The organism is Lysinibacillus parviboronicapiens, from assembly GCF_003049605.2.
GTDB classification, from domain to species: Bacteria; Bacillota; Bacilli; order Bacillales_A; family Planococcaceae; genus Lysinibacillus; species Lysinibacillus parviboronicapiens.
In genome coordinates this window covers 3,058,239-3,083,410 of the sequence record NZ_CP073713.1, presented here as the reverse complement: position 1 = coordinate 3,083,410, position 25,172 = coordinate 3,058,239, and the positions used below count along the sequence as shown (strand labels likewise).

Below are 25,172 nucleotides of genomic sequence, written 5' to 3'. Positions count from 1 at the left end.
CTATAAATTTTTACCATCTGTTAAATAAAGACAACAAGGAGATACCTTTGTTCGAAATAACAGCAATGAAATCAATCACTTATCTAAGGAGGCAATTCTTTTATGAAAAATAAACTATCTGGGGTGTTAGCCGCTACATTAGCGTTAACGATGAGCTTACCAACAGGGGCGATGGCATTTTCTAGCAGTCAGACTACGGTTGTAGCTAGCCAAGAAGTAGCTAGCCAGGAACTGAAGAAGATTGCGGCAGAGAAGGCTGCGCTACTCACGAAGTCGTATGAGACGAATAGCGTGCAGTATGCGCTAATTGACAATGGCCAAATTATTTTGTCGGGTCAGGCAGGTAAGAATGATATGAAAGGGAAACAGCCGCTGACCAAAGATACCCTATACGGGATTGGTTCAGTCAGTAAAATGTATGCAACGGCGGCTGTGATGAAATTGGTCGACGAAGGAAAAGTTGATTTGGATGCTCCTGTTGTCCACTATGTTCCTGATTTCAAAATGAAAGACGAGCGTTACAAAAGCATTACGCCGCGTATGCTGTTGAATCACTCCTCCGGCTTGCAAGGTACTGAGTATAGGAATGCATTTTTATTTAAAGATAATGATACCTATGCCCATGATAACTTGTTGCAGCAATTGTCCAACCAGCGCTTGAAGGCGGATCCAGGTGCGTTCTCGGTATACTGCAACGACGGCTTTACGCTGGCTGAGATTATGGTGGAAAGAGTCAGCGGTTTGAGCTTTACCGAATTTATACATCAACGGTTTACAGAACCCTTAAAGCTAAATCATACGAAAACGCCGCAGGACAAATGGGAAGATGATAAGCGAGCTGGACTTTATTTTCCGATGTACCAAGGGCAGCTTCCCACTGAATCGGTGAATGTTATCGGGGCGGGAGGGATCTCTTCCACAGCAGAAGATATGGTGCGATTCTCACAATTATTTATGGGACAGGAAAAAGGGATCCTCTCTGATAAGGCAGTCAAAGCGATGGAGCAAGAGGAATATAAAAAAGGAATGTGGCCGGGGGATGAAGCTAACAATCTCAACTATGGTCTTGGCTGGGATAGTGTGAAACTATATCCATTCAGTGAATATGGAATAAAGGGCTTGGTTAAGGGCGGAGACACGTTTTTACAACATGCTTCACTGGTCGTACTTCCTGAACAGAAGATGGCAGTGGCTGTGTTGTCATCCGGCGGCGGGAGTTCTGTAAATCAACTGATGGCGACTGAATTACTGCTCACTGCGCTTAAAGAGAAGGGCACAATTAAGGATATCAAGCCGAACAAATCCTTTGGCAAGCCGCTCAAAGCCAAAATGCCTCAAGACGTAGTGAAGAAAGCGGGTTTTTACGGAAATAGTTTAGGTTATTTCAAAATAGAAATTACGAAGAATGGAGAACTAATCTACCAGAGCCCATATAATCCAAAAGAAAAATATGTATATACTGCGAATGGAAGCTTTATTAATGAGAATGGTACCATCAATTTCGTCACTGAGAAGAATGGACGAACTTATTTGAAGGAGAGTACATATCCATCGGTGCCAGGTTTAGGGCAAATAGCGATGACTCAATATGTAGCCGAGAAACTAGAAGACAACGTGCTATCGAAGGAAACCACTGCCGCATGGGCAAAGCGGGAGGGGGTCAAGTTCTATCTCGTAAACGAGAAATATAGTTCTGCTCAATATCTCGTACCACTGTTGCTTACAACACAAATTAATCGTCATGATGGTCTAGAGGGCTATTGGAACGGCAGAAAAATTACCGGCCCAAACACGGCTGCACATCAGCTCCAGATCCCTGGGATGGCAGGCCGTGATACGACGGAATCTCGTTTCTATACAAAAGGCGGTAATGAATATATGGAGATGTCCGGATTTTTATACGTAAGTGAAACCAACGTAAAACCGCTGGATGTAAGCCAATCATCCAAAGTTACGCTGCAAGCAAATGGGCATGCGAAATGGTTTACGATTCCGCAAGCGGCAGCAGGGAAAACGATGACCGTGGCGTTGCCATCGAAGAGTTCGTTCGCGGTGTATGATGAGAATGGAGTAGGTATCAATTTTACCGTTGTAAGCGGCAATAACAAAGTACAACTGCCGATGAACGGAACGGTTGTATTTGCTGGTGCGCCGAATTCGGAATTTGCAATCAAGTTGAACTAACTACAATTTAAGATGTACTTCAACAAAACCAGTATGACACCGAAAAGGTGTTTTGCTGGTTTTGTTTGTATTTACGCATTCTCTTTACGAAGGGGCTTACTGAACTCTTATCATTTCCCCATAAACAATCATGGTAATAATCTGTTAATGGTGTTTGTCTTAAAATACTAAAAGCTTTATGACAATAGCTGAAAGCATAAATTAAAGTGAAAGGGAATGAAATTGTTCCCTTTTTACTTTAGAACTTCTTAAACTAATGGGGTTTACTTGAAGAACATTGAGTTGCATATGCAGCTCTTTTTTTCTTTATTGAACTAACGAAGCAGTTTAGTGCAACAAGGAACGATAGAAATACAATAAATATGGAGTTTTGGGGAATAATGATACTAAACAAATTTAAGGAGAATCAGAAATGAAAAAATTGCTTTTTAGCCTTATCTTCGTTTTAGTAATTCTTCCTCCACAAACACACTCTGAGAATAAAATTGAAGAGTTGCCATCTTGTTCAGCAATACTTGAACCAACAAAAAACGTACCTAAAAATGCCAGAGGAGTAGCACTGATCTATAATATTGAAAGAAAGTTTAATGATGAACGAACAAGTCTCAGTGTTCACGCACTTCATTTACCAAAACCATCTAGTTTTGGGGATTATGATGGTTATGAAGTATTAGCATATATTCCGAAGGAAATAAGTTGGATTTTCTCATTGTCCCCTTTAACTAAATATGGAGAAACTATTTGGGCTGGGAATTTAGATGAAGTTTCTCCTGTAATAAGACCTACTCGTATCAAAGTCCGAACAGTCAATACAACGACAAATATAACGGGTACTATTGTACTTGAAAAAATACCAAAACCTTGTTGAACTAAACCAGCTAATAGATTGTCAATAAAAATCTTTTAAATTAAAAAACACTTCATGCTATACTAAAAAGCGCAACCCAAATAACCCTCCGAATTCGATTTGGAAGGTTTTTGTTGTATTTGAAAATGCTGTCACTACATGGTTTCTTGGAATGGTGTTTTCGTTTTTAAAATCGCATAAATCCAATGTAAAAGCTTATTTGCACAAGCAATAATGGCTACTTTATATGGCTTTCCTTCCTCACGTTTTAAATCGTAGAAGGCTCGTAATCGCTTATTTCGTGCGATAGTTTCAGGTGTTGTTTTCTTTTTCCGACTATCTCGAATAGAACAACGAACAGCTGTATAAAGCATGTGGCGAAGCATAGCCGAGCCGCGTTTAGTAATGTGATTTTTCGTGCCTTTAAAGCGACCTGATTCAAACACACTGGGATCTAGTCCTGCAAAGGCTACTAACTTTTTCGGATGATTAAACCGATCAATTTCTCCGATTTCTGAAATAATCGTTGCAGCGATTTTTTCACCAATACCGGGAATTGATTGGAGTAATTCATATTCTTCAAGTTGTGCCGCTAACTCATCAATCTCACGCTCCAACGTAGAAAGTTGTTGGTGGTACACTTGAAGTAAATCAATATACATATTCAAACTGACTAGAAGACTTTGATAAAGAGTTGATTGAAATGGATTGCGTTCTGCAGCTCCGATTAATTTTTCCGATCTTTCAAGCGCCCAATTAAACGAACGTGCTTTGCAATGTGTATCAATGAATTGTGCGATCTCTTCTACCCCTGCTTCTTTAACTGATTCAGAAGTAGGGTAAGCTTGTAAAGTTTTTATGGAAATCTCAGCGTATAAATCGCCAAAAACTCCTTTGTACTCAGGGAATATTTGATCTAATACGGCTTGAAATTGAAGCTTTGTTTGAATCATAATTCCCGTCATATTTTCATGTTGCCTTGTTAGATGCCGAAGGTTTAATAACTGTACACCACGCTTTTTCTGAGGCGCTAAATCCTCTTTGTAATACAGTTCGCCTAAGTGATAAGCATCAATGGCATCTGTTTTGGTTTTTCGCAAGCTAGAACTTTTTGCTCGGTAAGATACCAGTGGATTTACGATAATGACAATGTATTCTCTTGCTTCTAAAAACTGTACAACTGGGGCATGATAGTGACCTGTTGATTCCAAAACAACAGGTGGCTTCATTCCTGTTTGACGCTCTAAATCTAATAAATAAGAGTGTAACTCTTCCAATCCATCCACCGTATGATCAACTTTCACGCTGCTTTTATAGGGCATTTTTTTATCCAAGAACATTTGAACCTGACTTTCACCTTTTGCGACATCCAGACCAACTACTGGATTCATAGTTTATCTCCTCCTAAGGTAGTGTATTGACCGGTAACCTCTATCTAGCTTGTTATTCATATCTTCGCTTGTTATACGAGATCGTAATGTCCCAACCAGCCTAATCATGTGTTAACAAGTAGAGGGCGAACAGTTTAGTTGTCGGGATCTAGTCCCACGGGTGCTTCCGTTCGACCCCGGCTACTATCAATCTATAAATTGAATAAAAAATAGTCAACCAGATTACTCTGGCTGACCTTATAATACGAACAGGTGCTTATCTTCAATAAGGTACTCAATAATCGGGCGCAATTCTTGTAGATGAATTGTGCCTTTTTCAGCAATAGGGCCATATTATTGAATAACATTCTTTTATGAAAGGTTACCTTACAATGATTAAAAACCTCCCAAAACCACGCTTAATAGGAACCAGAACTATATAATTAAACCCAAATGTGTTCATACACTCCAAACACGTCGAGTGCGTCTCGCAACTCATTTTAAAAGAAGTGAATTAATCCTTTTTAAAGAAGACAGCTAACCATCTAGGTTACTGTCTTCTATTTGCGTTTTAAACGGATTTTCGAAGTTATAATGAATTCGAATTTCTCCGTCTAGACTACACTATCATTTGCGGTATTACCTAAATAAAAGGTGCTATTTACGGATGTCACGCTGAAAATGTTTAGCTATACTTTTCATAATTTCAACACTATCAATTGCAACGGCACACAGGTGTGCAGATACATCTTTAACTAGTGTATTGGTAACATACGATAGCCGATAAATAGCGTCCTTCAGCTCGATTGTAAGAGTAGGTTTCAGATCCATCTTCTTATCACTTCTTACCTTCCTTTGCCCTTTCGTTGTCATAGAGCACCTCCATTTTATGCTTTTAATTTAAGTAACTGACTTAGTGGTCTAGAGTTATCTTCAATTATGCTGCCGCTAGGGGAGTCATACGTATAATAAAAAAGTAAATTGGCCAGACTAATTTCAAACGAAAGGTGGCCAAAACTATGACAGATGAAAAGAAAAAGAAACTACTAGAAGGCGTTCGTGCTGAATCAGAGAAGTATGGATTTCCTACTATAACTAAAAATAAAAAGAAGAGAACAAACAAGGACCAAGATAGCTGAATGCTCTCCTGGTCCTTTTCTTATTTATCTATTTTGAGTAAAGCCTTTTCCATTTGACTCTCATTTTTGTACCCAATATACATCATTAAAGCATTTAATGGGCTAATTAAAAGTTTTTATTGATAATGATACCCTTCTATTCCTATTTGAGATACGTCATAACCATTTAGTTATATACCTTATGTGAAAAATATATTTCAGTAATGAACGGATGTAACATACTATTAATGACATATTAAAAATAATAACGCGGAGGCTTTTATTATGATTAAAGTTCTGTTAGGCATTACTTCTGTTACTCTCATTTGGGGATATACATGGGTTACAATGAAAATAGCCATAAGTGACATACCCCCATTTTTATTTACCTCTTTGCGTTTATTAATAGGGGCGATTGCTTTATTTATCATCCTCCTAGTACAAAGAAAAAGGCTCTCTATAGGTAAAGGTAATTTTAAAACCTATCTGATAATGAGCTTATTAATGCCTTTAGGCTATATGGGAACAATGACTTATGGTATGCAATTTGTGGATTCAGGGAGATCTTCTGTTTTGGTGTACACAATGCCTATATTTGTCACCATTATTAGTCATTTTAAATTAAATGATAAAATTAATATGTATAAAATGATTGGATTGATATTGGGTCTAATCGGCCTTTTATTTATTCTAGGAATAGAATTTATTAATATTGATAAAAAATTAGTATTTGGAGAGTTATTATTATTTATTTCGGCTTTTAGTTGGGCATCAGCAAATGTTTATAACAAACTAAACTCCAAAAATAAAGACATCATTCATATGACTGCTTGGCAACTTATTATGGGAGCAATCTTTTTATTCATTCTCTCTTTAATATTAGAATCAAATCCTTCAATCCAGTGGTCTAATGAAGCAATTTTATCAACATTATTTACTGGTTTATTTTCTACTGCCTTTACATTTGTAGTTTGGTATTGGGTACTAAATAAAATGGATGCTTCGAAGGCTTCTATAGCATTAATGTTTGTTCCTATTTTAGGTCTTATATTCGGATGGCTCCAACTTGGGGAGAAGATAACATTTAATATTATTATTGGAGCATTTTTTATATGTACTAGCATTTTTATGAATACCTATAGATTTAAAAGAACTTCAACAAAAATGCTAAAAAAGGTTTCTTGAAAATGTTAGCGATCACTACATATTACTAATATATAATAATATGAAAAGTGTAATAGTAAAAAAAGCAGGTGCTTCAAATCAACTAACGCTCCCTGAGAAAAAAATGAACCGGGGAGGTACGGGACTGTTCCCCGTATATTAGACAGAGGTCAAAAAAGCATTATCCAACCAGTTGTCGGTATTGGATTGGCGACTGATTGTTTAGTTTATCTGGTAAGAGGTGTTCAAAGCAGAAAACGCGTAGGTTTCTACGCGTTTTTTCTTAACTTGATTTCCTTCATTAAAACCCTTTCCTGTTTGTTGCATTTTATTATTTAGTTAATATTTCGATCAGAAAAAATTAAAGATTTATGCAATTGATTCATGATGTTTATAAATTCTTTTGTTGCAGGTGTTACTTCATCAAATGAGTGTGCAATTATACCGACATCACGAGTTATCTTTGGATTAATATCCTTTACGAGTAAATTATGAGCTACAGAAGAAAGTGTAAAGTTTGAAGTAACACCTATACCTAAATTATTTTTGACCATAGTAATTAAAGTTTCGACATTTTGGACTGTTAGATTCTCTTTAAATTCAATATTATTTTTTTGAAACATGTTTGATATAGCGGTTTCATGTCCTCCTTTGCAAAAAATAATTTCATTACAATATTTTACCAGATCAACGTTTTTTTCTTGACTTAATTGATGATTATGAGGAAGTATTGCGACCATATAATCATGGTAGAGTATTTCAAATTCATATGGATCAAAGGGAGATATACTAATCCCTATATCAACAGTTCGATCCTTCACCCATTCTTTTATTTGATTTGAGGTTCCTTCTGCTAATTCTATATTTACAAGTGGATATTTCGACATGAATAATGCGATGGGCTCAGGTAGAATATTTGTTGATGCAGCAGGAACAGAGCCAATCTTAACCTTACCACTGAGAAGTTTATTTTCCCGATTAGCAACTTGATATATTTTATTCTCAATACCTTTCAATTGTCTCGCTAATATAAGAATTTCTTTTCCCACTTCAGTGAGCGTTAGTCCATTTTTCTTATCCCTATTAAACAATTTAATATTCAGGGATTCCTCTAAATTTTTTACCGCCTTACTGACTGCTGGCTGTGAAATAAATAACTCTTTAGACGCCTCTGTAATATTCATTTTTTCTGCGACTTTCAAAAATATTTGAAGGTTATTCAAATTTATATTCATAACCAATTAGTTATACCTCCTATGTTAAGAGAATATCCCTTTAAATAGATATATAATGGTGTTTATGTGTGGCTTGATTTAAATTGCTAAGGTATTTAATTTTTGCACACAATAATATCATGAGCATGTCCCGTAAAGGTACGCCCGCTGATAATGCCCCCAACTTGACGTCCAAAAAGACTTCTTCCTTGTCTTTTACAATAGCGAGTATTTATTATTTTTAGTAAGTGAATACGACGTCAAAAAATGATAGTTCGCACAGATTATGCACTCCACCTGATTTCAACTGGAGCTAGATGAAGATACCGAAGAAATGAAGCTTACTTTGAATATGGATTTTCCTACCAAAATCCATATCCAATTCCACACCTCTACGTAGCGAAAGACTGCCTAAGCAGTCTTCTCACAAGTTTATCCTACATATGTTAGTTTTTCGTTGTTTTTAAACACTTCATCAATTGTACCGCCACCAAGACATACCTCGCCGTCATATAAAACAACTGCTTGTCCCGGTGTAATGGCACGAACCGGTTCTTCAAATGTAATATGTGTACTGCCATCTTCTAAAATCTCGACTTCAACCGGAGTATCTGTTTGACGATAACGGAATTTCGCTGTGCAAAAAAATTTACGAGGTAATTTTTTTGTCGAAGTATAGCTCATTTTCACTGCTGTTAATGAAGTAGAATACAATGCATCATGGTGAAAACCTTGGCCAACAAGCAATACATTACGCTCTAGGTCTTTTCCAAGAACAAACCATGGCTCACCGTCGCCACCAATACCAAGCCCGTGACGTTGACCAAGTGTATAGTACATTAGCCCGTCATGTTGTCCCATTACCACGCCGTCCATTGTCTCCATTTTTCCAGGTTGTGCTGGTAGGAATTTACTTAGGAACTCTTTAAAGTTACGTTCGCCAATGAAGCAAATGCCTGTTGAATCTTTCTTTTTCGCTGTTGCAAGACCTGCCTCTTCAGCAATTTTACGCACTTCTTTTTTCTCAATATCACCAATTGGGAACATAACATGTTTAAGCTGCTCCTGTGTTAATTGATTTAGGAAATACGTTTGGTCTTTATTTTCATCGACACCACGAAACATTAATACTTCGCCATCACCACTCCGATCAATACGTGCATAGTGGCCCGTTGCCAGATAATCAGCACCAAGACTCATCGCATGTTCGAGGAAAGCTTTAAACTTAATTTCCTTATTGCACATAACGTCTGGATTTGGTGTGCGGCCTGCTTTATATTCTTCTAAAAAGTATGTGAAAACTTTATCCCAGTATTGCTTTTCAAAATTAACTGCATAATATGGAATACCAATTTGGTTACACACTTTAATAACATCATCATAGTCTTCTGTAGCTGTACAAACACCATTTTCGTCTGTATCATCCCAGTTTTTCATAAAAATCCCGATTACTTCATAGCCTTGTTGTTTTAACAGGTACGCAGCAACCGAAGAATCCACTCCACCCGACATGCCAACAACGACACGTATTTGCGAGGGGTCTTTTGTTTCTTTCATTAAGGTCACCTTTTCTTTTCTTAATTCACCAATCTTTTCACAATAGCTTTTTTTCCACTGCCTGTTTTATATCTTCTTCTGTCAAGCCTTAACCGAAGCTAAAACGAATTCAATTACGTAATTTTTCAGCACCATGTCCACACATTGCCATCAAGACAAGTAACGGGCCAATCGAAGCTTCTGTGCACGACGATCCACTTGATGCACAATTACCCGCCATATTAAGATTTACTAAAAACGATTCAACACATCCTGCAAAGCTTACATTGAATGCATGCGGCTACACATTTGCGTATCACCATTAACGTGGAATGTAAGTGCTTCTTCTAAGCTTATACTTCCCGTGAATCTATTTCCTTTTCTCTACGCAATTTATCCGGTGTTACATCATTTCCTAGTGAATCGAGTACAGTCATTTTTGAAAAAGTTTCGCGAACTTGTCCGCGAATTTCGCGTAAGTAGTCTTTGCGTAATACTTGTTGCTCAATCCGTTCAGCACTTGTCAAACCTTCTTCACGCTGTTTTTTCGCTAATTCATTAATACGCCCTAAGTTATTTATCATCTTATTTCATCTCTATTCTCTTCATTAATTTTGCTTATAATTTATAGCATGAGTCACTTTTAAAGGTTTTGGTGCAAAAATATCTAAACAACAGCAATTGACCTCTAAAACATGGACATTATATTCTGTTCCTACTTTTTTACAATAAACAATAATAAAATGACATATTTCCTGTACTCAACAGAAAATATGTCACTTACCCTTTATATGCTGAGTCTTTTCTTCTCATCACCTACAGTTGTTTTACCACTATGACCATTATATAAAACAACGTCATCTGGCAATGATAGAATCAAATTTAAACTTCGTATCAGGTCCTGTTCATTCCACCTTCATATTGAGTGGATCCAATACTACCTTTAAAGATGGTATCACCAACAAACGCTATTTTATCCTGTGCATTATAATACATAACTTGATCCATTGAATGACCGGGAGTATGTGTCATCGTTACTTTAAAATTCGAATTAGCTGACAGTTCAAACGTTTCACCTGATTGTACATAGCGCACATCATCAACTATGATATGTCTATTGCATAAAGCTGATAAGTTCATTCTCGCATTTTGCACATATTCCCGCCCGAGTTCGTGCATATAAACAGGGATATTTAATTTATTTCTAATTTTATCGACTGCACCTATGTGATCAAAATGTCCATGTGTTAATAATATTTTTTCGATATGATAACCATTGGATTCTATCACATGTAATATTTTCTCTGCTTCTGCACCGGGATCAAATAAAAACCCATGTTTCGTATCCTGATCAATATATAAAAATGCATTTGCATAAAATACATCTTTTACTGTTAATTGATGTACAACGCTTCGATTATTAATTACATCCATCAATACCACAGCTCATTCCTGATAAATCATTATTCTGACTATCATCCTGCATTGCTTGTTTTAACGCCGTTTTAAATGTTTCGACATTCTGAGCACCACTCAAATTGATTTCTCCATTAATCAAGAAGTAAGGTACACCTCGGACTCCCATTGAATATGCCTGCGTTTCATCTTTACGTACATCACTTTCAAATTCATTAGAATTCAAAACTTTTTCTACTTCATTTTCATCTAGTCCATTTTTCACAGCAATTTCTTTTAGTACATTTTTATCGCTCAACTCTAAATTATCAGTGAAATAGGCTTTGAATAAATCTTTTGCAATCGTTTTGTTACCCTGTTTTGCTGCATAGTGTGTTAAGCGATGAGCATCCATTGTGTTTGTATATCGTGTAGTATAATATTTGAAATCAATACCTTCGTTTTTACCATACTGCTCTATTTGTCTAATTCTTTCTGCCGCCATACTATTAGATAGACCATATTTTTTTGCGAAACGATCTTCTGTATTGGATACGACTTCGTAACTAGCGTTAGGATCTAATTCGAAACTTCTCATTTCAATATTTACTTGATCTTTAATTCCTAGCTCATTCATTGCTTTTTCCAATCTTGCTTCTCCAATATAACAGAAGGGACATGCATAATCTGACCATATTTCAATTTTCATTTTTATTACCTCTTTTCAAATTTTGATATTTTTTCTAAATCCTATAGCTTCGTTTCTATAAAGTTTGCTAACTCATGTATCAGTTGCTCATTGCGTTTATAGTATGTCCACTTTCCGATGCGTCTTGCTTCGACCAAACCTGCACGCTGTAAAGTTGATAAATATTGAGATGTAGTAGACTGATTCATCTCAAGCTTATCTCTAATCAGGCTTACACAGACCCCTACTTCATTCATTTCCTCTATCGCTTGTCGCTTTGTATCAAAATGCGTTGTAGGATCTTTTAACCAGTATAATATCTTCAGTCTCGCTTCATTAGATAATGCTTTAAATAAATCAACCTGATTAAATTGAATTTTCGTCACGACTTCACCTCACTATCATTTTTATACACATCATCATATCACGATATTACGATATGTAAATATATATGCTCACGATTTTTTTTCCATGGTGTTATCAAAAAAATAAAAATAGGCTAAAGAAATAATAAATGAGGTAAAAAAATAAAGCATTAACAATTGATCAGAAAGACTTCAGTATTAAAACCATTCAAAAACACCCCTCGAACTCTCGAGAGGTATTTTTGAATTTCCTGCTTGTTGGAGCTATTTTGATAGCAGCTCTTTATGTCGGTTTAAAACAAAGTTGAACTGTTTTGAAAAAGTCGCACCATTTTGAAGAAAGTTTAATCGTTTTAAGCCTATCAAAATCAATAAAATACCGTTATATCAACATTTATATTTAATTTTGATCAAACTTTTTTATAAAAAGTAGTCCCTACAAGTAGAAGAAAACCATCGTTTTAATCAATCTTTATTCAAAACCACGGCTCTTCGTATGCAGTGAAATCAAAAGTTTAGAGAAATTTTTAATCAAACTTTATTCCAAACCAACATTTATAAAAAAGATGAACTGTTTTTTAGATCTTAGAATGATAATTTATAAAAGTTTGATCAAAAATCCTGTTATATGCAGGATTTTTCCTTATTCAGCAATCGGGCCAGATTATTGAGGAACGTTTTCAATGGATGTTATTGTTGAAATATAGAGTTAGATAAAGATTAACTCCATTTTGATCAATCTTTTTTCAAAATGGAGTTTTTGCATTTGCTGATAAATAAAGTCTGAAGGTAATTTTTTGATCAATCTGTATTCTAAAGCTATATTTACTTGTTTTTTATTTTTTATTTGTAAGTAAATCTTTATTTGGCTGGGAAAATGAAGCAAGGAGGTGAAATAATCCAGGTAAAACAATTAACATACCAACAATCGCATATATTTGACGCGTACTTAAATTTAAAAATGTTGAGGAAGCAAACAATATCCCTAATGGCATGGTAACTCGAATGAATAGTAATCGAACTGCACTTAGTTGGGTTAAACGATCTCTAGGAGCTTCACGCTGAAAAATTGCTGCACTTTGAGCATTGAATAAAGGAAATACCATTCCTCCAAACAATTCACACACCCATGCAATAGGAACTGAATTTACAAAAAACAAGAGTACGAATGAAAGACCTCCTCCTATTAAACCGAGGTACATAGTTTGATAAGTTTTTGGTAACTTCGTAAGTAGTACCATACCTACAGCATAACCGACTGGGAAAGACCCAGAAAAGACCGCATATTCCCAAGAATGACCATTAAGGTCTCCTCGTATAAAAGGAATACTTAAAACCATCGTTGCTCCAACCGCAAATTGTACCGTGGAAGAAAGAATGGTAAGTCGAAAAAGATTTGGATATTTAAAGAATGTTCGATAGCCTTCCTTCATTTCTGCCCACCAAAATTTCTTTGTCCAAGTTGCCACTTTCTTCTTACTTGATTGAGGGATACGTGAAAGTGCGAGAAAGCTGACGAGGAACATAACAGATGAAAATCCATATATAAAATGTATAGGACTGACCAACAGCAATAATGAAGTTGCTCCAGGAGCGATAAAACTCATAAGTCGAATAGTTCCATCTAGTAATGCATTTGCTTCGACAAGTTCTTTCTCTTTACAAATTTCTGGTAGAAGTGAAAAAGATAGACTTGCGTAAATTGGTTGCATCAAGCCTAACAAACACTGTAAAACGACTAATCCTAAAATGGTTCCCACGTCTGTACCAATTAAATAACCAACAAGTGGAAGGATGTAGGCTCCAGCACGAATCAACTGTATGTTTTGAAGCATTTTCTCCTTCACAACATGGTTTAGGAAAGGCGCACTAATGCCTTGCAAAATTAAAGAGGGGATAAAATATACAAGCCAAAGTACACCCATCCATTCCCTTGAACCTGTCAATTCATAAAGTAATAATCCATTAATAATTCCTCCAGCTGCTCCACCAAATTCGGATACAATTTCACCTATCCAAAGTGCTTTAAATGACTTAGAGAACTTATTCATTTGTGAACCCCCAGGTACTGAGTGAGTCGTCCAGAAAAAGCGTTAATCTGCGTTAGATTTGCTGAATAGATACCTTTATCAACACGAATAAACTTTGCTGCTTTCAATATAGAAAGTTGGTGATGTAGTGTTGTTTTAGATGTATTAAACTGCACGCTCAACTCTTGAAGTGATAAAGGTCCCTTTAGAAGTTGATAAAGCAATTTCAATCGAAGTTCATCCCCTAAGGCCTTATGACCACGAATTAACTCATTTGATGGAACACCAGGCTCTATCAAATATTCTTCCTTTAAAGGATAAAAGAAAAGTTTAGTATCAGGTGTGCGTTTTTCTAAGATCCAAGGACGATAAGATACGTGTGGAATTAATTTGACATTCCAGACAGAAGGTTCAGGGAGATACTTGATTCCACCCGTAATTCGTTCGATTTCCTCAATAGGATTTGTTATATCCAATGATTTGTATTGTTTCTGTTCAAAAGCAAGTGCATGAGTCCATTTTTCCCATTCTTCTTGTTGACTTACCCACATGTACCACTCAACCAATGTATTGTTGAATAGGTCACAAATTTCTTGTTGTGTATAACGACTAAGATTACGCACATACCCACCTAAGTAATCGTGGTCTTCAAAATATGTCGCATACTTCTCAAATAATTCACCTCGATGATGTTCAGTGGCTGTCGCTTTTCTTATAGGCTCTGTATTCCGATCTTTGTACGGCAAAAGTATGTCATAAAAGCGAGCAATTGGAATTTCTGAAAGTTGATTCGAAAAATCTTTAACAGATAATGCAGATAGTTTATCTTGAAGCATAATCAGTCCATACCATAAATTGGTCTCCTCAATTACCTTCAAATGTTTTAACAATGATGAAGGCATTGAATCTTGCTCTGATACCCACTTTTCATCTAAATCGAATGTATGTCGAAGTTGTCCATGTGTGTACCCTGCAATACCAAGTATCACTTCCCAAACAGGTGAGGATTCTACTTGTAAGGAAATGCTTTCAGCTGGATATGGAGAATAAAGGTGTTTCATAAAAGAGCCTCCTTATTATGTATTTCCTATATTCTAATATATTAGAATTTTTTATTCAATAAATTTAGAATTAAAATTTCTGCTTGCTCCCTTGTAACAAAATACTTCCATTTATTGAAATCTAAAAGGGAGATGTTTACAGTAATAAAAGCCCGTATTTTAGTTATTCCATTAAAGGGCGCTTTTCCGTAATAAGGAAAGCGTCTTTTTTTATGAAGAGGAAAAATTGGATAATTATGTTAATGTAGAGTAGGAGTTGTGAAGAAATATACTTAAACTAACGTACAGAATAGTTAACAAGAGGCTTAAAATAGATAATGTAATCGTCCTTAATTTGGACGATTATTTTATTTGATAAAAAAACCAATAAAATTTAAGCCAAATTAGACTTTGGTTTGTCTAATAAGTGTAAGACAAAAAATGAGGAGTGAATTCCAATTATTAGATTAGTAAAAAAAGCAAAAAAAGGAGATGATAAAGCCTTTTTAAAGCTTTTCCGAGAATACGAAGAAGATATTTATCGAATGGCTTATGTATATGTTAAAAATAGAGATGATGCTTTAGATGTTGTTCAAGAGGTAGCTTACCAATCTTTTAAAAAGATAGATACATTGAAAAACCCAGAGTATTTCAAAACGTGGTTAATGAAAATAACAATGAACTGTGCAACCAATCAAGTTAAAAAGAATAAAAAAGTAGTTCAATTAAAACCAGAATATGAGGAATTTATAGGAACAGAGAATGAAGATATTCCTCTTTCTATAACATTACAAGACTTGATAGAAACATTGGAAGAGGATGAAAAAAGCATTGTTTTACTAAGGTTTTATCATAATCATACATTTAAAGAAATATCGGAGGTATTGGGAATACCACTTGGAACGGCAAAATCAGTTCTTTATCGTGCATTAGTTAAGCTTCGTAAACAATTTAAGGAGGGTGATATTTGTGAACAATAAAATAAATCAAGAGTTACAAAAAATAGAAATCCCAAAAGAATTACATAAAAGATCTAAATTGGGTGTGAAAAAAGCGAAAGCTGAGCAACAAAAAAGAAGATTTAAAAATCCATTTGTTGCGGCAGCAATGATTTTAGGGTTAACTACTACTTCAGTTGCTTTTGCCTTTCCGTCTCTTGCATCTCAAATTCCATTTATGGATAATGTCATTAGTTTTTTTAATGATGAGGAGAGAGACTACAAAGATTTTGAAACCTTTTCAACTGATATTGGTCTTGCACAGACGAGCAATGGTACGACTGTTATGATAGACAATGCGGTATATGACGGAACAAATATTACTATTTCATTCGCACTCGAAACAGAACAAGAAATTGAACAAGAAATTGAAATCAGTGCAATGAATAGGTTTGATGTTGTTGATGCAATTGGTATGGGAGGTAGTGAAAAAATTACAAAGATTAGTGACAATCGCTATGTAGGATTGGCATCTTTCACTCCCCATTTCAAAGATGAAGGATATCCTGAAACCGTTGAAATTACTTGGAGTCCTGAAGCCTTTAATAGTACATCGAATGATTCAGTAGTAGAAGGCGATTGGTCATTTGCTTTTTCACTCAAACGTTTAGAAGGTGATATACAGTTGTTAAATAAAACCGTACAGAAGGAGAATGTGAGCTTCACGCTTCAATCTATTGAGTTCACTGATGTATCCACTGTAATTAGCTATGAACAAGTGATAAAAGATGAACTTCTAAAAGAGTGGGAAAGTGTGACACCTGTTTTTCATGTAACAGATGACCTCGGTAATGTGTATATGAATGGAACTGGTGGTGGTGGAAAGACAACTAATGACTACAAAACATTTAAAGGAACAAGCGACTTCGGTACAATTAAAGAGGGAGCTAGTAAGCTCATCATTCAGCCAATTCAAATTGCAAGTCTTAATTATGGAAAAGGTCATACAAAAATTGAGCTTGAGACTATTGTCATCGACTTAAAAAAATAATAATGAAATAGTTTTTATGTGAGTTATTGTTCAATAGAGCAGTCGTTTTTTCACTAAGGGGTGCTTTAGTCGGATAATGATTTTCAACAATCGGGCCATTTAATTGAATAACACTTCTAAATTAAAAATAAGATTTTATGTTAATCTTGATGTGAGTTGTGAAACAATGTACTTAAGCTAACGGAGCAGTTTAGTTGAAGAAGGGAAGATTATTTTAAGCAGGTATACCAAAGTGGAATTTTAAATTCCATCTCTATATTGAATGAATTTTTGATAAAAAATGTGCAGAGATATTTCCTAGAAACTCAGTCATATTGAAAAATCCCCAGTTTTATACTGGGGAACTAATTATTTGACGGTTTAATCAGGCTTAATAAATACTTATTATTTTTCTGGATGATCTACATGTAATGGCGGGGGTACTAGCCAACCTTTATTTTTATTAAGGCGTAATAGTTTGGCGCCAAGCTGTTGCGGATTAAATTGAAGAAAAGCTGCAGCTGTCAACTAGCGCCGCAGCTAAGTGCGTGCGATACACTCAATATTAATATGTGCAATTTAAGGTTATCTATACATAAAAAAGCCGCAGCGAGGGAAGTAGCTGAAGCATAGATATTAACTGAACAATATGAGGAAATTAATAAATATGGTAATCCTCTACCTATTACGAATAACCAAGAATTTGTGAAGAATCATACTTTAACTAACGGAGAGCGATTGCCCAATAAATAGTGGTTGATGATCTCTACGAAATAGTGTTAAGAATCCCCAACACTCATCTTTGTAATTCTTAATTAGTATAGGTTTCGGGAAAGTTACGCAGTTAATCAATAACATGAAGAAAACGGCAACCAGCTCAAAAGAGTTTGGTTTTTTGTCTAAACCTATAGCCTTTCTACATTTTGTGGAAGCGGCTTGATGCTTGCCCCCTGGAACATGATTTTTTTAAACCGATGACCGTCAGAGATAGGAAGATAACATGTAATATACTGATTTTCCCTATGCCTTTTATACGAAAACCCTCTACATTTTTAGATAACATAAGGACTAACAATATCGCGGTAATTTATAAGTCTCCACTTTTGAATAGTCGTCGTCCTACTGTTTGAAAGTATGTAAAGTAACCACTGTGAAACGTTCAAAAGCGGAGAAAAGTAAATGTATCACTTTTCTCCGTTTTGTTTCCGTATAATTTCTGTTGCTTTATAAATTAAATATATTATTTTCCGTCTTTTCCCGTATTCACATGAAATGAAACTTAATCAGTGGGGCATTCTTCATCACCCATTGATTATTTAAGGAACTTTGGTACGCGGGATAAAAAGACACTTTACTTAAATTTATGAGTTACCATTTTTTCGAGCAGCCGCTTCATCTAAAATCTCTTCTCGAAAACCACTCATACTTTCTTCCCTACGTGCATTTTTTTGCTTAAGTGCCTTTCGTTCGTTTTCATCAACGTAAGCCATCATTTCTTCTGCAGCTTCCATATTTTCCTTAGTATTTTTCATCATATCTTGAAGCTTTTCAACATTATCTGATCGATCATCTGGCTTTGGGGTATTTTTCTCCATTTTACTTCCTCCTTCTTTTTAATAAAGTCACAAGATTTATCGTCCCCGATTTAACTAAAAATATTCAGTGCAATAAGTGGAATTTTCTTCAAAAACAAATCTTTGTAAGTAATAGGTCCTCACGTTAAGTTGTAAAGAATATAATTCACGATAAATGGATATAATCAGCATGAATAAACGGAAAAAAATTATGACTAGATAAAAAGAAAATGAGGCGGTAGTGACATGTCTATGGAATGGTTTAACAGAGTAACTGGTGAGCTTCAAGATCATTTGAAATCGATTTGCGAAGAATATGACCAAATCGGTCATATGAATATCAATCGAGGTTCAAAACATCCCCGAATTGAATTTTTTATCTCGACAGAAGATGACGACAGGGTTTACTTTTGCACCCTCCTCTTTGATCCGTATAATGAAGAATTTTACTTAGAAAGCTTTGATATGACGCTTCAACAACCTACAAGAATTATTTTGGATGATATTACTGATGTGGTTGAAGCTGTTCATGAAAGTTTTCATGAATTTATTGACGAAGATAGTGAAGTCTTTTATGTAGATGATGAAGAAGAATATGAAGTTCTAGATGATGAAATTACTCTTGAAGAAATTGATGTGGAATGGGAAACTCCGGAAGTCACGGCTTACCAAATTGAAGATAATCTTGAAGTAACCTATCAGTTTGGGGTAGATAGAGCTAATGGAGATGGCGTTCTGCGAAGAGTCAATCGGATCTGGACAGAAGACGGGGAACTATTCGAAGATGAAAGTACCTTGTCATTTAAAAAAGAAGAGGCAAGTACCATTATCGCCATGATTGCGAGCCATATGGATACTATGACTGGGTATGAAGAAATTATAAACGAATAAGAATAACTGGGCAAAAAGTTGCCCGGTCCTTTTTTGTCTATTTGACTTCAGAGCTTCATCGTTTAAAGACTTAAGGAAAATAGGTCAACAAGGGAAATTGGATAGCTCTTGGACAAGACAATAAGATATATCTTTACTCACCGAATGAAGAAGTAAATAATTTTGAAACTACAAGTACATTTTATCACTTATCTGAAGTTGAGATAGTTATTGGAAACATAGACATGAAAGAACGTAATGATCTTTCATTTTCTGTGGTGTAGTGTTGATTTTACGCGACATGTGTGGCTAACGGGCGCTTTCCTGGAATAAGGAAAGTGCTTTTTTCATTAAAGGGCCATTTAATTGAATAACACTTCTAAATTAAAAATGGGGTTTTATGTTAATCTTGATGTGAGTTTGTCAAACAATGTACTTAAGCTAACGCAGCTGATTAGTTGAATAACAACAATCTTTAAGAAAAGGGGTGAAATGGAGTGAGTAAAGATGAAAAACGATTTAAAAAATCCTACTATTTAGCAAAACATAGACAAAAAAACGAAGAACATTCTAAAGAAGTAAACGAAATGACAATAGAGGAATGGCGAGGGAAACTTGAAGAAAAAGCGAAAAAAGGGGCGAAGAAAAATAAAAAGCGATATAAGAAAATAAATAGCAAAGTAATATACGGCACGACTGCTGAAGAACGATTTAAAGAAATTCACGGAGTAACAATTGAGGAATGGGAATGGAATGCAAAAAAAGAAGAAGAGTTTATAACTAAAACAGGAATGAGTTACGACGAATGGTATATAAAACAGGTTAATTCTTTAACACCAATTGATTATCTTGAAAATTGCAATGGTGCTGTTTCTCAGGATGATGTAGAACTGGTGAAGGATTTACAAAAGTTAGGTTTAAATGATGGTGTAATAAATGTATTACTGGATTATGTGAACATTGTTAGTAAAATTGGCTTTATTCACTCGTTGGTAAGAGAAATGGGTGAAAGTTGGCTTAAGAAAAATGTCTTAACTATTGAAAGTGCAATAGCCTTTGTTAGGGAAGAATGGAAGAACTAGAGTCCCAAAAATAGATTCTCCAACATCAAATTCCTTATTGAACGGGTGCTTTAGTTCAATAACGATCTTCAACAATCGGGCGCATTTGTTGTATAAAATTAGGTTTTAAACGACTTTATTGTCGCATTTACGGGTTCTTATTTGGCAATTGTACCAAAAAATAAACGACTTTATTTTTACACCGTCCGCAAATATGGACGGTGTAATGCATTTTTCAGCTTCAATAAACAACATTATTGTCATTACTCAGAGAGATTGATCAAAATGCGTGGGTTATTATAGCAAAATTAAACGACTTTATTTTCTATTTGCATATTAAAATAACCGTTTTCTTTTAATAAAGCAGGCGTTTTTAGTTTTGGTTGTCTATTTTTTATTTATAACTTTTAATGCAGTTTAATATATCTTCGGCAAGCATTTTAGAACCAGCAGCTCCTTTAAGATATTTTAAATTCCCAGTAGCTAGCCAATCAATTTCTTTCAAATTACTTAATAGTTTAGTTATTTTAACGGAATCTGGTTGTTGAGATTTCATTAAATAGTTGTCATTAAGTAATCTATTACCAACAATCGCCAATGCATTTAGACAAGTAATATGGGTCATTCTATACAATTGATTGTCGTCCCACTGTTCTGGAAACAAATCTTTTATTAAATTAAAGTAAAATAAAGCTATATTTAATTTTCGTTCTTTTGAGAGATTTGCTAAAGCAGATTTTTTAGTTAATAAATTTATGATGTTGTACAGATTCTGTAGTGTAACGTTTTTATCTTTAGTTCTTCTTCCGATTAAGGTCCCTTTACTAAAGAAAGGACTTTCTGGCTTAAGAATTAGATTCGTAGCAACCCAGCTAATGTCATCATTGTCCCTATTTAAATAGCGACTTAGTGATGTACCAATCCCCTTAGCTTTGGAATTAATTACATCAAATAATTTAATTTCTTCATCCTCATCTAAAAAATGAAAAGCCAAGAAGGGAACGTTAAGTGTGCTATCTGTTTCATTAATATATTCACTTATCCCGCTTAATCTATGTTGTCCATCCATTAATGTAGCTTTTTTTTTGCATATTAATCTCCCAAAATTTCTTCTTTGACTATCATAAGCATGAAATTCCCAATGTCCTGAAGCATTTAATAAAATAGGGGTGTAAAGAGCATCTTCGCCTTGTGATAAATAATTTGCAAAATCTTTACACCTTTTTTTATCTATAGGTCGTTGATAACCTTTACCAGATGGGTCGTTATAAAGTTTTGAGTATGAGAAGTTGACTGCAATTTGAGATGAGACAAAGCCTTGGTAAGTAACACGACCGCGCATCTTAGATTGTAATACATTTTCTATTGCTATATTTGAAGGTAAGTTATTACTCATATTAAAACTCCTTAAGTAAAATTTAATACTAAAACATTATAGTACTTATAAGTATATATTTCAATCAAATTTATACTATATGTATCTGTAAGGTGGTACTAATCTCACATAGTCTAAATGTGAGGTGATTTTTTGGAAAGTTTAATTAAATTAGTTGGTAGCAACATCAAAGAAATTCGGAAATTGAAAAAACTCACTCAGGAAGAATTAGCTGAAAAATGTGGACTGCAAACTTCGTACTTGGCTGGGGTTGAAAGAGGGGATAGGAATATTACTATACAGACCTTAGAAAAGATTACTGAAGGATTGGAAGAAGCACCCAGTAATATCTTTAAATTTGATACTCTCAATTTAGATAATAAGTATTTAGAAAAAAAAGAATTGATTATGATTTTGCAAAATCTAATAGAAGACAGAAGCGAAGCCGAAGTTCGCTTAGTATTAAAAATTGCTAATGAAATTTTTAAAACATATGAAGAATAGAGCTTTAAAGATGTAATTTATATATTAGTTGTACCCACTCAATCGAGTGGTTTATTTTTTGTAATTCTATAACAATGTATCACACTGAAAAGTATCAAAAAAGAAAGGAGTATGTAAAATAATTTTAATTAGAGGAAAAATCTAATGTAATTATTATTTGGAAGTAATGTAAGTGTATAAATATATATTAATTAAATAAACTGAAATGGATGATCAAACGCTTTTGAAGAAGGGTATTTTAGAACGCATTCAACTTGTAACTAGATGTGATTATCCACCCGTTGTCACGTAGGAGAAAATGTAAAAGATGAATTAATCCTTGACTAAAAAGCTCTCTTTTCTAGATTGCTATCTCAAGGAATAATTATTTTTATGAGTATCACTGAACCTAAATTTATTAATATATCAAACCCAATTTTATCGCAATGCTATTTACCTTGATAGAGAAATAGAATTCTGCGCTAGGTTCTTTGAGAGTTATATCTCTTCAATATTGTAAGAGTGAAACTTGAGTAGTGATTACCTTGTCTCACGGAACGATTATCTGGTGTTTCCTAATGAAGAGGAGATTTAAAAATTGATGTAACAGTTAGCTCTTTATTGAAGTCACTGTCACGAATCTTTTATACATATGTTTTAGGATGAGTTTTTTATTTACCTTCATTTTTTATAGTTTTTTCCCTTTAGATTTGATATAGTAAATCTATACACTTTTTCTTTTATTTTTTTGTAGCAATCTACTAATGTGCTACGTTGAAATTACTTATTATCGGCCTATGTGGTTGAATCGAGAACAGGATAATTGTGTCCTTTTCTAAAACTGATTCTTCAACATGGGCTTTTTTGCGTTTTGTCGGAAAAGTGTAAATACAAATAAAAGAGAGGAAAAAAAGTATGGTCTACAAGCTTAAGGCAGAGGAGAAAGACAAAAAAAGTGGAGGTATTATCGTAATTACTTGAATAAGAGGTAATTAATACAACAATTGATTTAGAGCGTTTTAAGGCAATGCCTAATCTCCCTTGGCTACAAGTTGAATTTAAATATCAAATTAGAGGAACATTCACAACACCGTTAATGAAAGGTGCAATGTGAGTGTTTTTTTGTTTTTTTGAAAATGACCATGTTTAACATGAAGCATTTTATGCAATGGTGTTTTGAGAAAAAACAAAATAAAACAGACGGAAAGTTACTAACGGCAAATCATCAGTGGTGCAGACTCTGCACTTCAGGTGCGAATTTCATAAAGAGTTAAATCCTTCTTGCGAAAAGATAAAGATGATAATTTTTTATATATGCTTAAATAACAAATAGCTTTAGCCATAGTTCATGAAGATATCGTCTCTGTTTTGTTCATTTATTTTTTTGTTTGAAATTAATATAACGTTGAATAAATCAAGTAATATGCTTTTTGAACATGAAAATCGTATATATATAGGGAGTTATTATGATTGGCGAAATACGAGATCAAGAAACAGCAAAGATTGCAATAGAGGCCTCGCTTACCGGTCATCTTGTGTTAACGACGGTCCATGCCAAAGATTCTGTTAGTTGCCTCTATCGATTAATTGACCTAGGTGTGACTATTGAGGAACTCCGTCAAACGGTTATTGGGGTTGTGGCCCAACTACTAATCCAAGCACCAAAACAAGAAGAGCGACGTGCACTGTTAGAAATATTAAGTGACGTTCACCTTAGTGAGGCTATTCAAGCCATTAAACAAAAAGCTATCTATGAGTTGCCACATGATAGTACGCTAAATGGTCAAAAAAGATTGTTAGAGAGACAGCATTATGCATCTTCGAGTGCTTATTGAAAAATTGCAGATGGATTACAACAGGGCGACCAAATGGCGAGTGAAGGAGCAGGCTAATTTTTTCAATCGCTTAAGTGTGTTAATACAAGAAGGATATTTGTTTACACAAGCTATTTCCATGCTCCTACCACATCATATAGACGCGCATGAAGAGATACAACTAATGATCGAAGACAAATTTAAAGAAGGAGTAGGTGTAACAGGGATACTGGAAACATTGCAAATTTCTAAGCATTATTTAGTAGCTATATCTATTGCAGAAAATAATGGGCATATGATAGAAGCCTTTAAAGGTGTAGCCAAGCAGATGGCGTTGAATGAGGCAACAAAGAAAAAATTTAAAGGTCTCCTATTGTATCCCCTCGTATTAATGTTGTTTTTATTGCTGCTTTTCTTAGTATTTCGGACAATTTTCTTTCCGAATATTGAAAAAATGGTCTTAAGCCGTAGCAGTGAAACGGGGGAGACAAGCATCGCCTTCTCACGTTACTTACTACATTTGCCTGATGTGCTTCTTACGATAGGGATTGTAGCCGTTTTGGGTTCCATCATTCTTCAGTTTTGGCTTAAACGACAACCAATTGCTCAGCAGTTATACATGTCATTAAAAATACCATTTATGAACATCTTCATTCGATTATCGATGACAAGACAGTTTGCTGCATATTTAGGGAGTTTACTACAAAGCGGTTTCTCTTTACAAGCAAGTCTTCACATTTTAGAAAAACAACAGTTACAACCGTTTATTCGGTATTTTGCAGGTTGTATAAAAGAAAGGGTTATATATGGAGATACACTTACACAGGCCGTGCAGTTGATGGCGGAATGGCAAAAGGATTTCTCCATTTTTGTACAACATGGTGAGCAGAGTGGTTATCTAGGTAAAGAGCTCGTATTATATAGTGAATTACTGGCGGAAAAGCAGGAACTATTTCTAAAGCGCATGCTCGCCTTTGTACAGCCAACGTTTTTTCTCATCATTGCCCTGTGCATAGTAGCTGCATATGTAAGTTTATTATTACCGATATATCACATGATTGAACTAGTATAGGAGA

22 protein-coding genes and 1 pseudogene are annotated in these 25,172 nt (G+C 34.8%); 10 read left to right on the top strand and 13 right to left on the bottom strand.

Annotated features, from left to right (window positions below):
• Positions 1-102: 102 nt before the first annotated feature.
• Positions 103-2,184, top strand: coding sequence for a serine hydrolase domain-containing protein (locus tag C9J31_RS14850; RefSeq protein ID WP_107950131.1), 2,082 nt, complete (start codon positions 103-105; stop codon positions 2,182-2,184).
• A gap of 412 nt (positions 2,185-2,596) precedes the next feature.
• Positions 2,597-3,052 (top strand): YoqH family protein, encoded by a 456-nt coding sequence (locus C9J31_RS14845; RefSeq protein ID WP_107950130.1) that lies wholly within the window; start codon positions 2,597-2,599, stop codon positions 3,050-3,052.
• A 134-nt stretch (positions 3,053-3,186) separates the two neighbouring features.
• On the opposite strand, the gene C9J31_RS14840 is transcribed toward C9J31_RS14845, so the two are convergent.
• Together C9J31_RS14840 and C9J31_RS14835 are read right to left on the bottom strand one after the other, a co-directional pair.
• Positions 3,187-4,422 carry an IS110 family RNA-guided transposase gene (locus C9J31_RS14840; protein ID WP_107951746.1) on the bottom strand — a complete coding sequence of 412 codons (1,236 nt, stop codon included), beginning with the start codon at positions 4,420-4,422 and terminating at the stop codon, positions 3,187-3,189.
• Positions 4,423-5,058: 636 nt separating this feature from the next.
• Entirely contained in the window at positions 5,059-5,274 is a 216-nt protein-coding gene (locus tag C9J31_RS14835; protein WP_107951157.1) for a hypothetical protein, read from the bottom strand.
• A 530-nt stretch (positions 5,275-5,804) separates the two neighbouring features.
• On the opposite strand from C9J31_RS14835, the gene C9J31_RS14830 reads away from it, so the two are divergent.
• Positions 5,805-6,704 (top strand): DMT family transporter, encoded by a 900-nt coding sequence (locus C9J31_RS14830; RefSeq protein WP_107951156.1) that lies wholly within the window; start codon positions 5,805-5,807, stop codon positions 6,702-6,704.
• Positions 6,705-7,018: 314 nt separating this feature from the next.
• Here C9J31_RS14830 and C9J31_RS14825 read toward each other — a convergent pair whose 3' ends face one another.
• From C9J31_RS14825 to C9J31_RS14790, 8 genes are all read right to left on the bottom strand, one after another.
• Positions 7,019-7,918 carry a LysR family transcriptional regulator gene (locus C9J31_RS14825; protein ID WP_107951165.1) on the bottom strand — a complete coding sequence of 300 codons (900 nt, stop codon included), beginning with the start codon at positions 7,916-7,918 and terminating at the stop codon, positions 7,019-7,021.
• A 411-nt stretch (positions 7,919-8,329) separates the two neighbouring features.
• Positions 8,330-9,454 carry a tRNA 2-thiouridine(34) synthase MnmA gene (mnmA, locus tag C9J31_RS14820; RefSeq protein ID WP_107951155.1) on the bottom strand — a complete coding sequence of 375 codons (1,125 nt, stop codon included), beginning with the start codon at positions 9,452-9,454 and terminating at the stop codon, positions 8,330-8,332.
• Positions 9,455-9,786: 332 nt separating this feature from the next.
• Positions 9,787-10,017, bottom strand: a complete 231-nt coding sequence (locus C9J31_RS14815) for a DUF896 domain-containing protein (RefSeq protein WP_038190423.1) — start codon at positions 10,015-10,017, stop codon at positions 9,787-9,789.
• 310 nt (positions 10,018-10,327) lie between these two features.
• Positions 10,328-10,867, bottom strand: a complete 540-nt coding sequence (locus tag C9J31_RS14810) for an MBL fold metallo-hydrolase (protein WP_238602201.1) — start codon at positions 10,865-10,867, stop codon at positions 10,328-10,330.
• Positions 10,854-11,537 carry a DsbA family oxidoreductase gene (locus tag C9J31_RS14805; protein ID WP_107951154.1) on the bottom strand — a complete coding sequence of 228 codons (684 nt, stop codon included), beginning with the start codon at positions 11,535-11,537 and terminating at the stop codon, positions 10,854-10,856. The genes C9J31_RS14810 and C9J31_RS14805 overlap by 14 nt, the downstream gene beginning before the upstream one ends.
• 41 nt (positions 11,538-11,578) lie before the next feature.
• Positions 11,579-11,893 carry an ArsR/SmtB family transcription factor gene (locus C9J31_RS14800; RefSeq protein WP_107951164.1) on the bottom strand — a complete coding sequence of 105 codons (315 nt, stop codon included), beginning with the start codon at positions 11,891-11,893 and terminating at the stop codon, positions 11,579-11,581.
• Between the two features lie 824 nt (positions 11,894-12,717).
• On the bottom strand, positions 12,718-13,932 hold the full coding sequence (locus C9J31_RS14795) for an MFS transporter (RefSeq protein WP_107951153.1): 1,215 nt from the start codon (positions 13,930-13,932) through the stop codon (positions 12,718-12,720).
• Positions 13,929-14,972 carry an ArsR family transcriptional regulator gene (locus tag C9J31_RS14790; protein ID WP_107951152.1) on the bottom strand — a complete coding sequence of 348 codons (1,044 nt, stop codon included), beginning with the start codon at positions 14,970-14,972 and terminating at the stop codon, positions 13,929-13,931. Before C9J31_RS14790 ends, C9J31_RS14795 begins: the two co-directional genes overlap by 4 nt.
• 431 nt (positions 14,973-15,403) lie before the next feature.
• Between C9J31_RS14790 and C9J31_RS14785 the strand changes: the two genes are divergently transcribed.
• Both C9J31_RS14785 and C9J31_RS14780 read left to right on the top strand, forming a co-directional pair.
• A complete protein-coding gene (locus C9J31_RS14785; RefSeq protein WP_107927010.1) occupies positions 15,404-15,931 on the top strand; it encodes a sigma-70 family RNA polymerase sigma factor in 528 nt (175 codons plus the stop codon).
• Positions 15,921-16,940 (top strand): DUF4179 domain-containing protein, encoded by a 1,020-nt coding sequence (locus C9J31_RS14780; protein WP_107951151.1) that lies wholly within the window; start codon positions 15,921-15,923, stop codon positions 16,938-16,940. The genes C9J31_RS14785 and C9J31_RS14780 overlap by 11 nt, the downstream gene beginning before the upstream one ends.
• 384 nt (positions 16,941-17,324) lie before the next feature.
• Here the strand turns inward: C9J31_RS14780 and C9J31_RS24320 are convergent.
• Together C9J31_RS24320 and tlp are read right to left on the bottom strand one after the other, a co-directional pair.
• A pseudogene (locus C9J31_RS24320) lies at positions 17,325-17,408 on the bottom strand (DUF3231 family protein); the annotation flags it as partial.
• 872 nt (positions 17,409-18,280) lie between these two features.
• The gene (gene tlp, locus C9J31_RS14775) at positions 18,281-18,514 is read right to left on the bottom strand and encodes a small acid-soluble spore protein Tlp (RefSeq protein WP_036221151.1); all 234 of its coding nucleotides are present in this window, start codon (positions 18,512-18,514) and stop codon (positions 18,281-18,283) included.
• A 225-nt stretch (positions 18,515-18,739) separates the two neighbouring features.
• Here tlp and C9J31_RS14770 point away from each other — a divergent pair, with 225 nt between their 5' ends.
• Together C9J31_RS14770 and C9J31_RS14765 are read left to right on the top strand one after the other, a co-directional pair.
• A complete protein-coding gene (locus tag C9J31_RS14770) occupies positions 18,740-19,384 on the top strand; it encodes a hypothetical protein (protein ID WP_054613295.1) in 645 nt (214 codons plus the stop codon).
• Positions 19,385-19,860: 476 nt separating this feature from the next.
• Complete coding sequence (locus C9J31_RS14765) at positions 19,861-20,445, top strand: replication initiation and membrane attachment family protein (RefSeq protein ID WP_107951150.1); 585 nt, start codon at positions 19,861-19,863, stop codon at positions 20,443-20,445.
• 373 nt (positions 20,446-20,818) lie between these two features.
• On the opposite strand, the gene C9J31_RS14760 is transcribed toward C9J31_RS14765, so the two are convergent.
• Positions 20,819-21,820, bottom strand: a complete 1,002-nt coding sequence (locus tag C9J31_RS14760; protein WP_107951149.1) for a DGQHR domain-containing protein — start codon at positions 21,818-21,820, stop codon at positions 20,819-20,821.
• Between the two features lie 132 nt (positions 21,821-21,952).
• Between C9J31_RS14760 and C9J31_RS14755 the strand changes: the two genes are divergently transcribed.
• The 3 genes from C9J31_RS14755 (at position 21,953) to comGB (ending at position 25,168) form a co-directional block, all read left to right on the top strand.
• A complete protein-coding gene (locus C9J31_RS14755; RefSeq protein WP_107951148.1) occupies positions 21,953-22,303 on the top strand; it encodes a helix-turn-helix domain-containing protein in 351 nt (116 codons plus the stop codon).
• A gap of 1,445 nt (positions 22,304-23,748) precedes the next feature.
• On the top strand, positions 23,749-24,117 hold the full coding sequence (locus tag C9J31_RS14750; protein ID WP_107951147.1) for an ATPase, T2SS/T4P/T4SS family: 369 nt from the start codon (positions 23,749-23,751) through the stop codon (positions 24,115-24,117).
• Positions 24,095-25,168 (top strand): competence type IV pilus assembly protein ComGB, encoded by a 1,074-nt coding sequence (gene comGB, locus C9J31_RS14745; protein WP_107951146.1) that lies wholly within the window; start codon positions 24,095-24,097, stop codon positions 25,166-25,168. Before C9J31_RS14750 ends, comGB begins: the two co-directional genes overlap by 23 nt.
• Positions 25,169-25,172: the final 4 nt, after the last annotated feature.

Coding starts and splice junctions, on each gene's coding strand:
- comGB (WP_107951146.1), top strand. CDS start 24,095: ATGCATCTTCGAGTGCTTATTGAAAAATTGCAGATGGATTACAACAGG.
- C9J31_RS14825 (WP_107951165.1), bottom strand. CDS start 7,918: ATGAATATAAATTTGAATAACCTTCAAATATTTTTGAAAGTCGCAGAA.
- mnmA (WP_107951155.1), bottom strand. CDS start 9,454: ATGAAAGAAACAAAAGACCCCTCGCAAATACGTGTCGTTGTTGGCATG.
- C9J31_RS14835 (WP_107951157.1), bottom strand. CDS start 5,274: ATGACAACGAAAGGGCAAAGGAAGGTAAGAAGTGATAAGAAGATGGAT.
- C9J31_RS14815 (WP_038190423.1), bottom strand. CDS start 10,017: ATGATAAATAACTTAGGGCGTATTAATGAATTAGCGAAAAAACAGCGT.
- C9J31_RS14830 (WP_107951156.1), top strand. CDS start 5,805: ATGATTAAAGTTCTGTTAGGCATTACTTCTGTTACTCTCATTTGGGGA.
- C9J31_RS14850 (WP_107950131.1), top strand. CDS start 103: ATGAAAAATAAACTATCTGGGGTGTTAGCCGCTACATTAGCGTTAACG.
- C9J31_RS14840 (WP_107951746.1), bottom strand. CDS start 4,422: ATGAATCCAGTAGTTGGTCTGGATGTCGCAAAAGGTGAAAGTCAGGTT.
- tlp (WP_036221151.1), bottom strand. CDS start 18,514: ATGGAGAAAAATACCCCAAAGCCAGATGATCGATCAGATAATGTTGAA.
- C9J31_RS14790 (WP_107951152.1), bottom strand. CDS start 14,972: ATGAAACACCTTTATTCTCCATATCCAGCTGAAAGCATTTCCTTACAA.
- C9J31_RS14795 (WP_107951153.1), bottom strand. CDS start 13,932: ATGAATAAGTTCTCTAAGTCATTTAAAGCACTTTGGATAGGTGAAATT.
- C9J31_RS14770 (WP_054613295.1), top strand. CDS start 18,740: ATGTCTATGGAATGGTTTAACAGAGTAACTGGTGAGCTTCAAGATCAT.
- C9J31_RS14805 (WP_107951154.1), bottom strand. CDS start 11,537: ATGAAAATTGAAATATGGTCAGATTATGCATGTCCCTTCTGTTATATT.
- C9J31_RS14845 (WP_107950130.1), top strand. CDS start 2,597: ATGAAAAAATTGCTTTTTAGCCTTATCTTCGTTTTAGTAATTCTTCCT.
- C9J31_RS14760 (WP_107951149.1), bottom strand. CDS start 21,820: ATGAGTAATAACTTACCTTCAAATATAGCAATAGAAAATGTATTACAA.
- C9J31_RS14750 (WP_107951147.1), top strand. CDS start 23,749: ATGATTGGCGAAATACGAGATCAAGAAACAGCAAAGATTGCAATAGAG.
- C9J31_RS14810 (WP_238602201.1), bottom strand. CDS start 10,867: ATGGATGTAATTAATAATCGAAGCGTTGTACATCAATTAACAGTAAAA.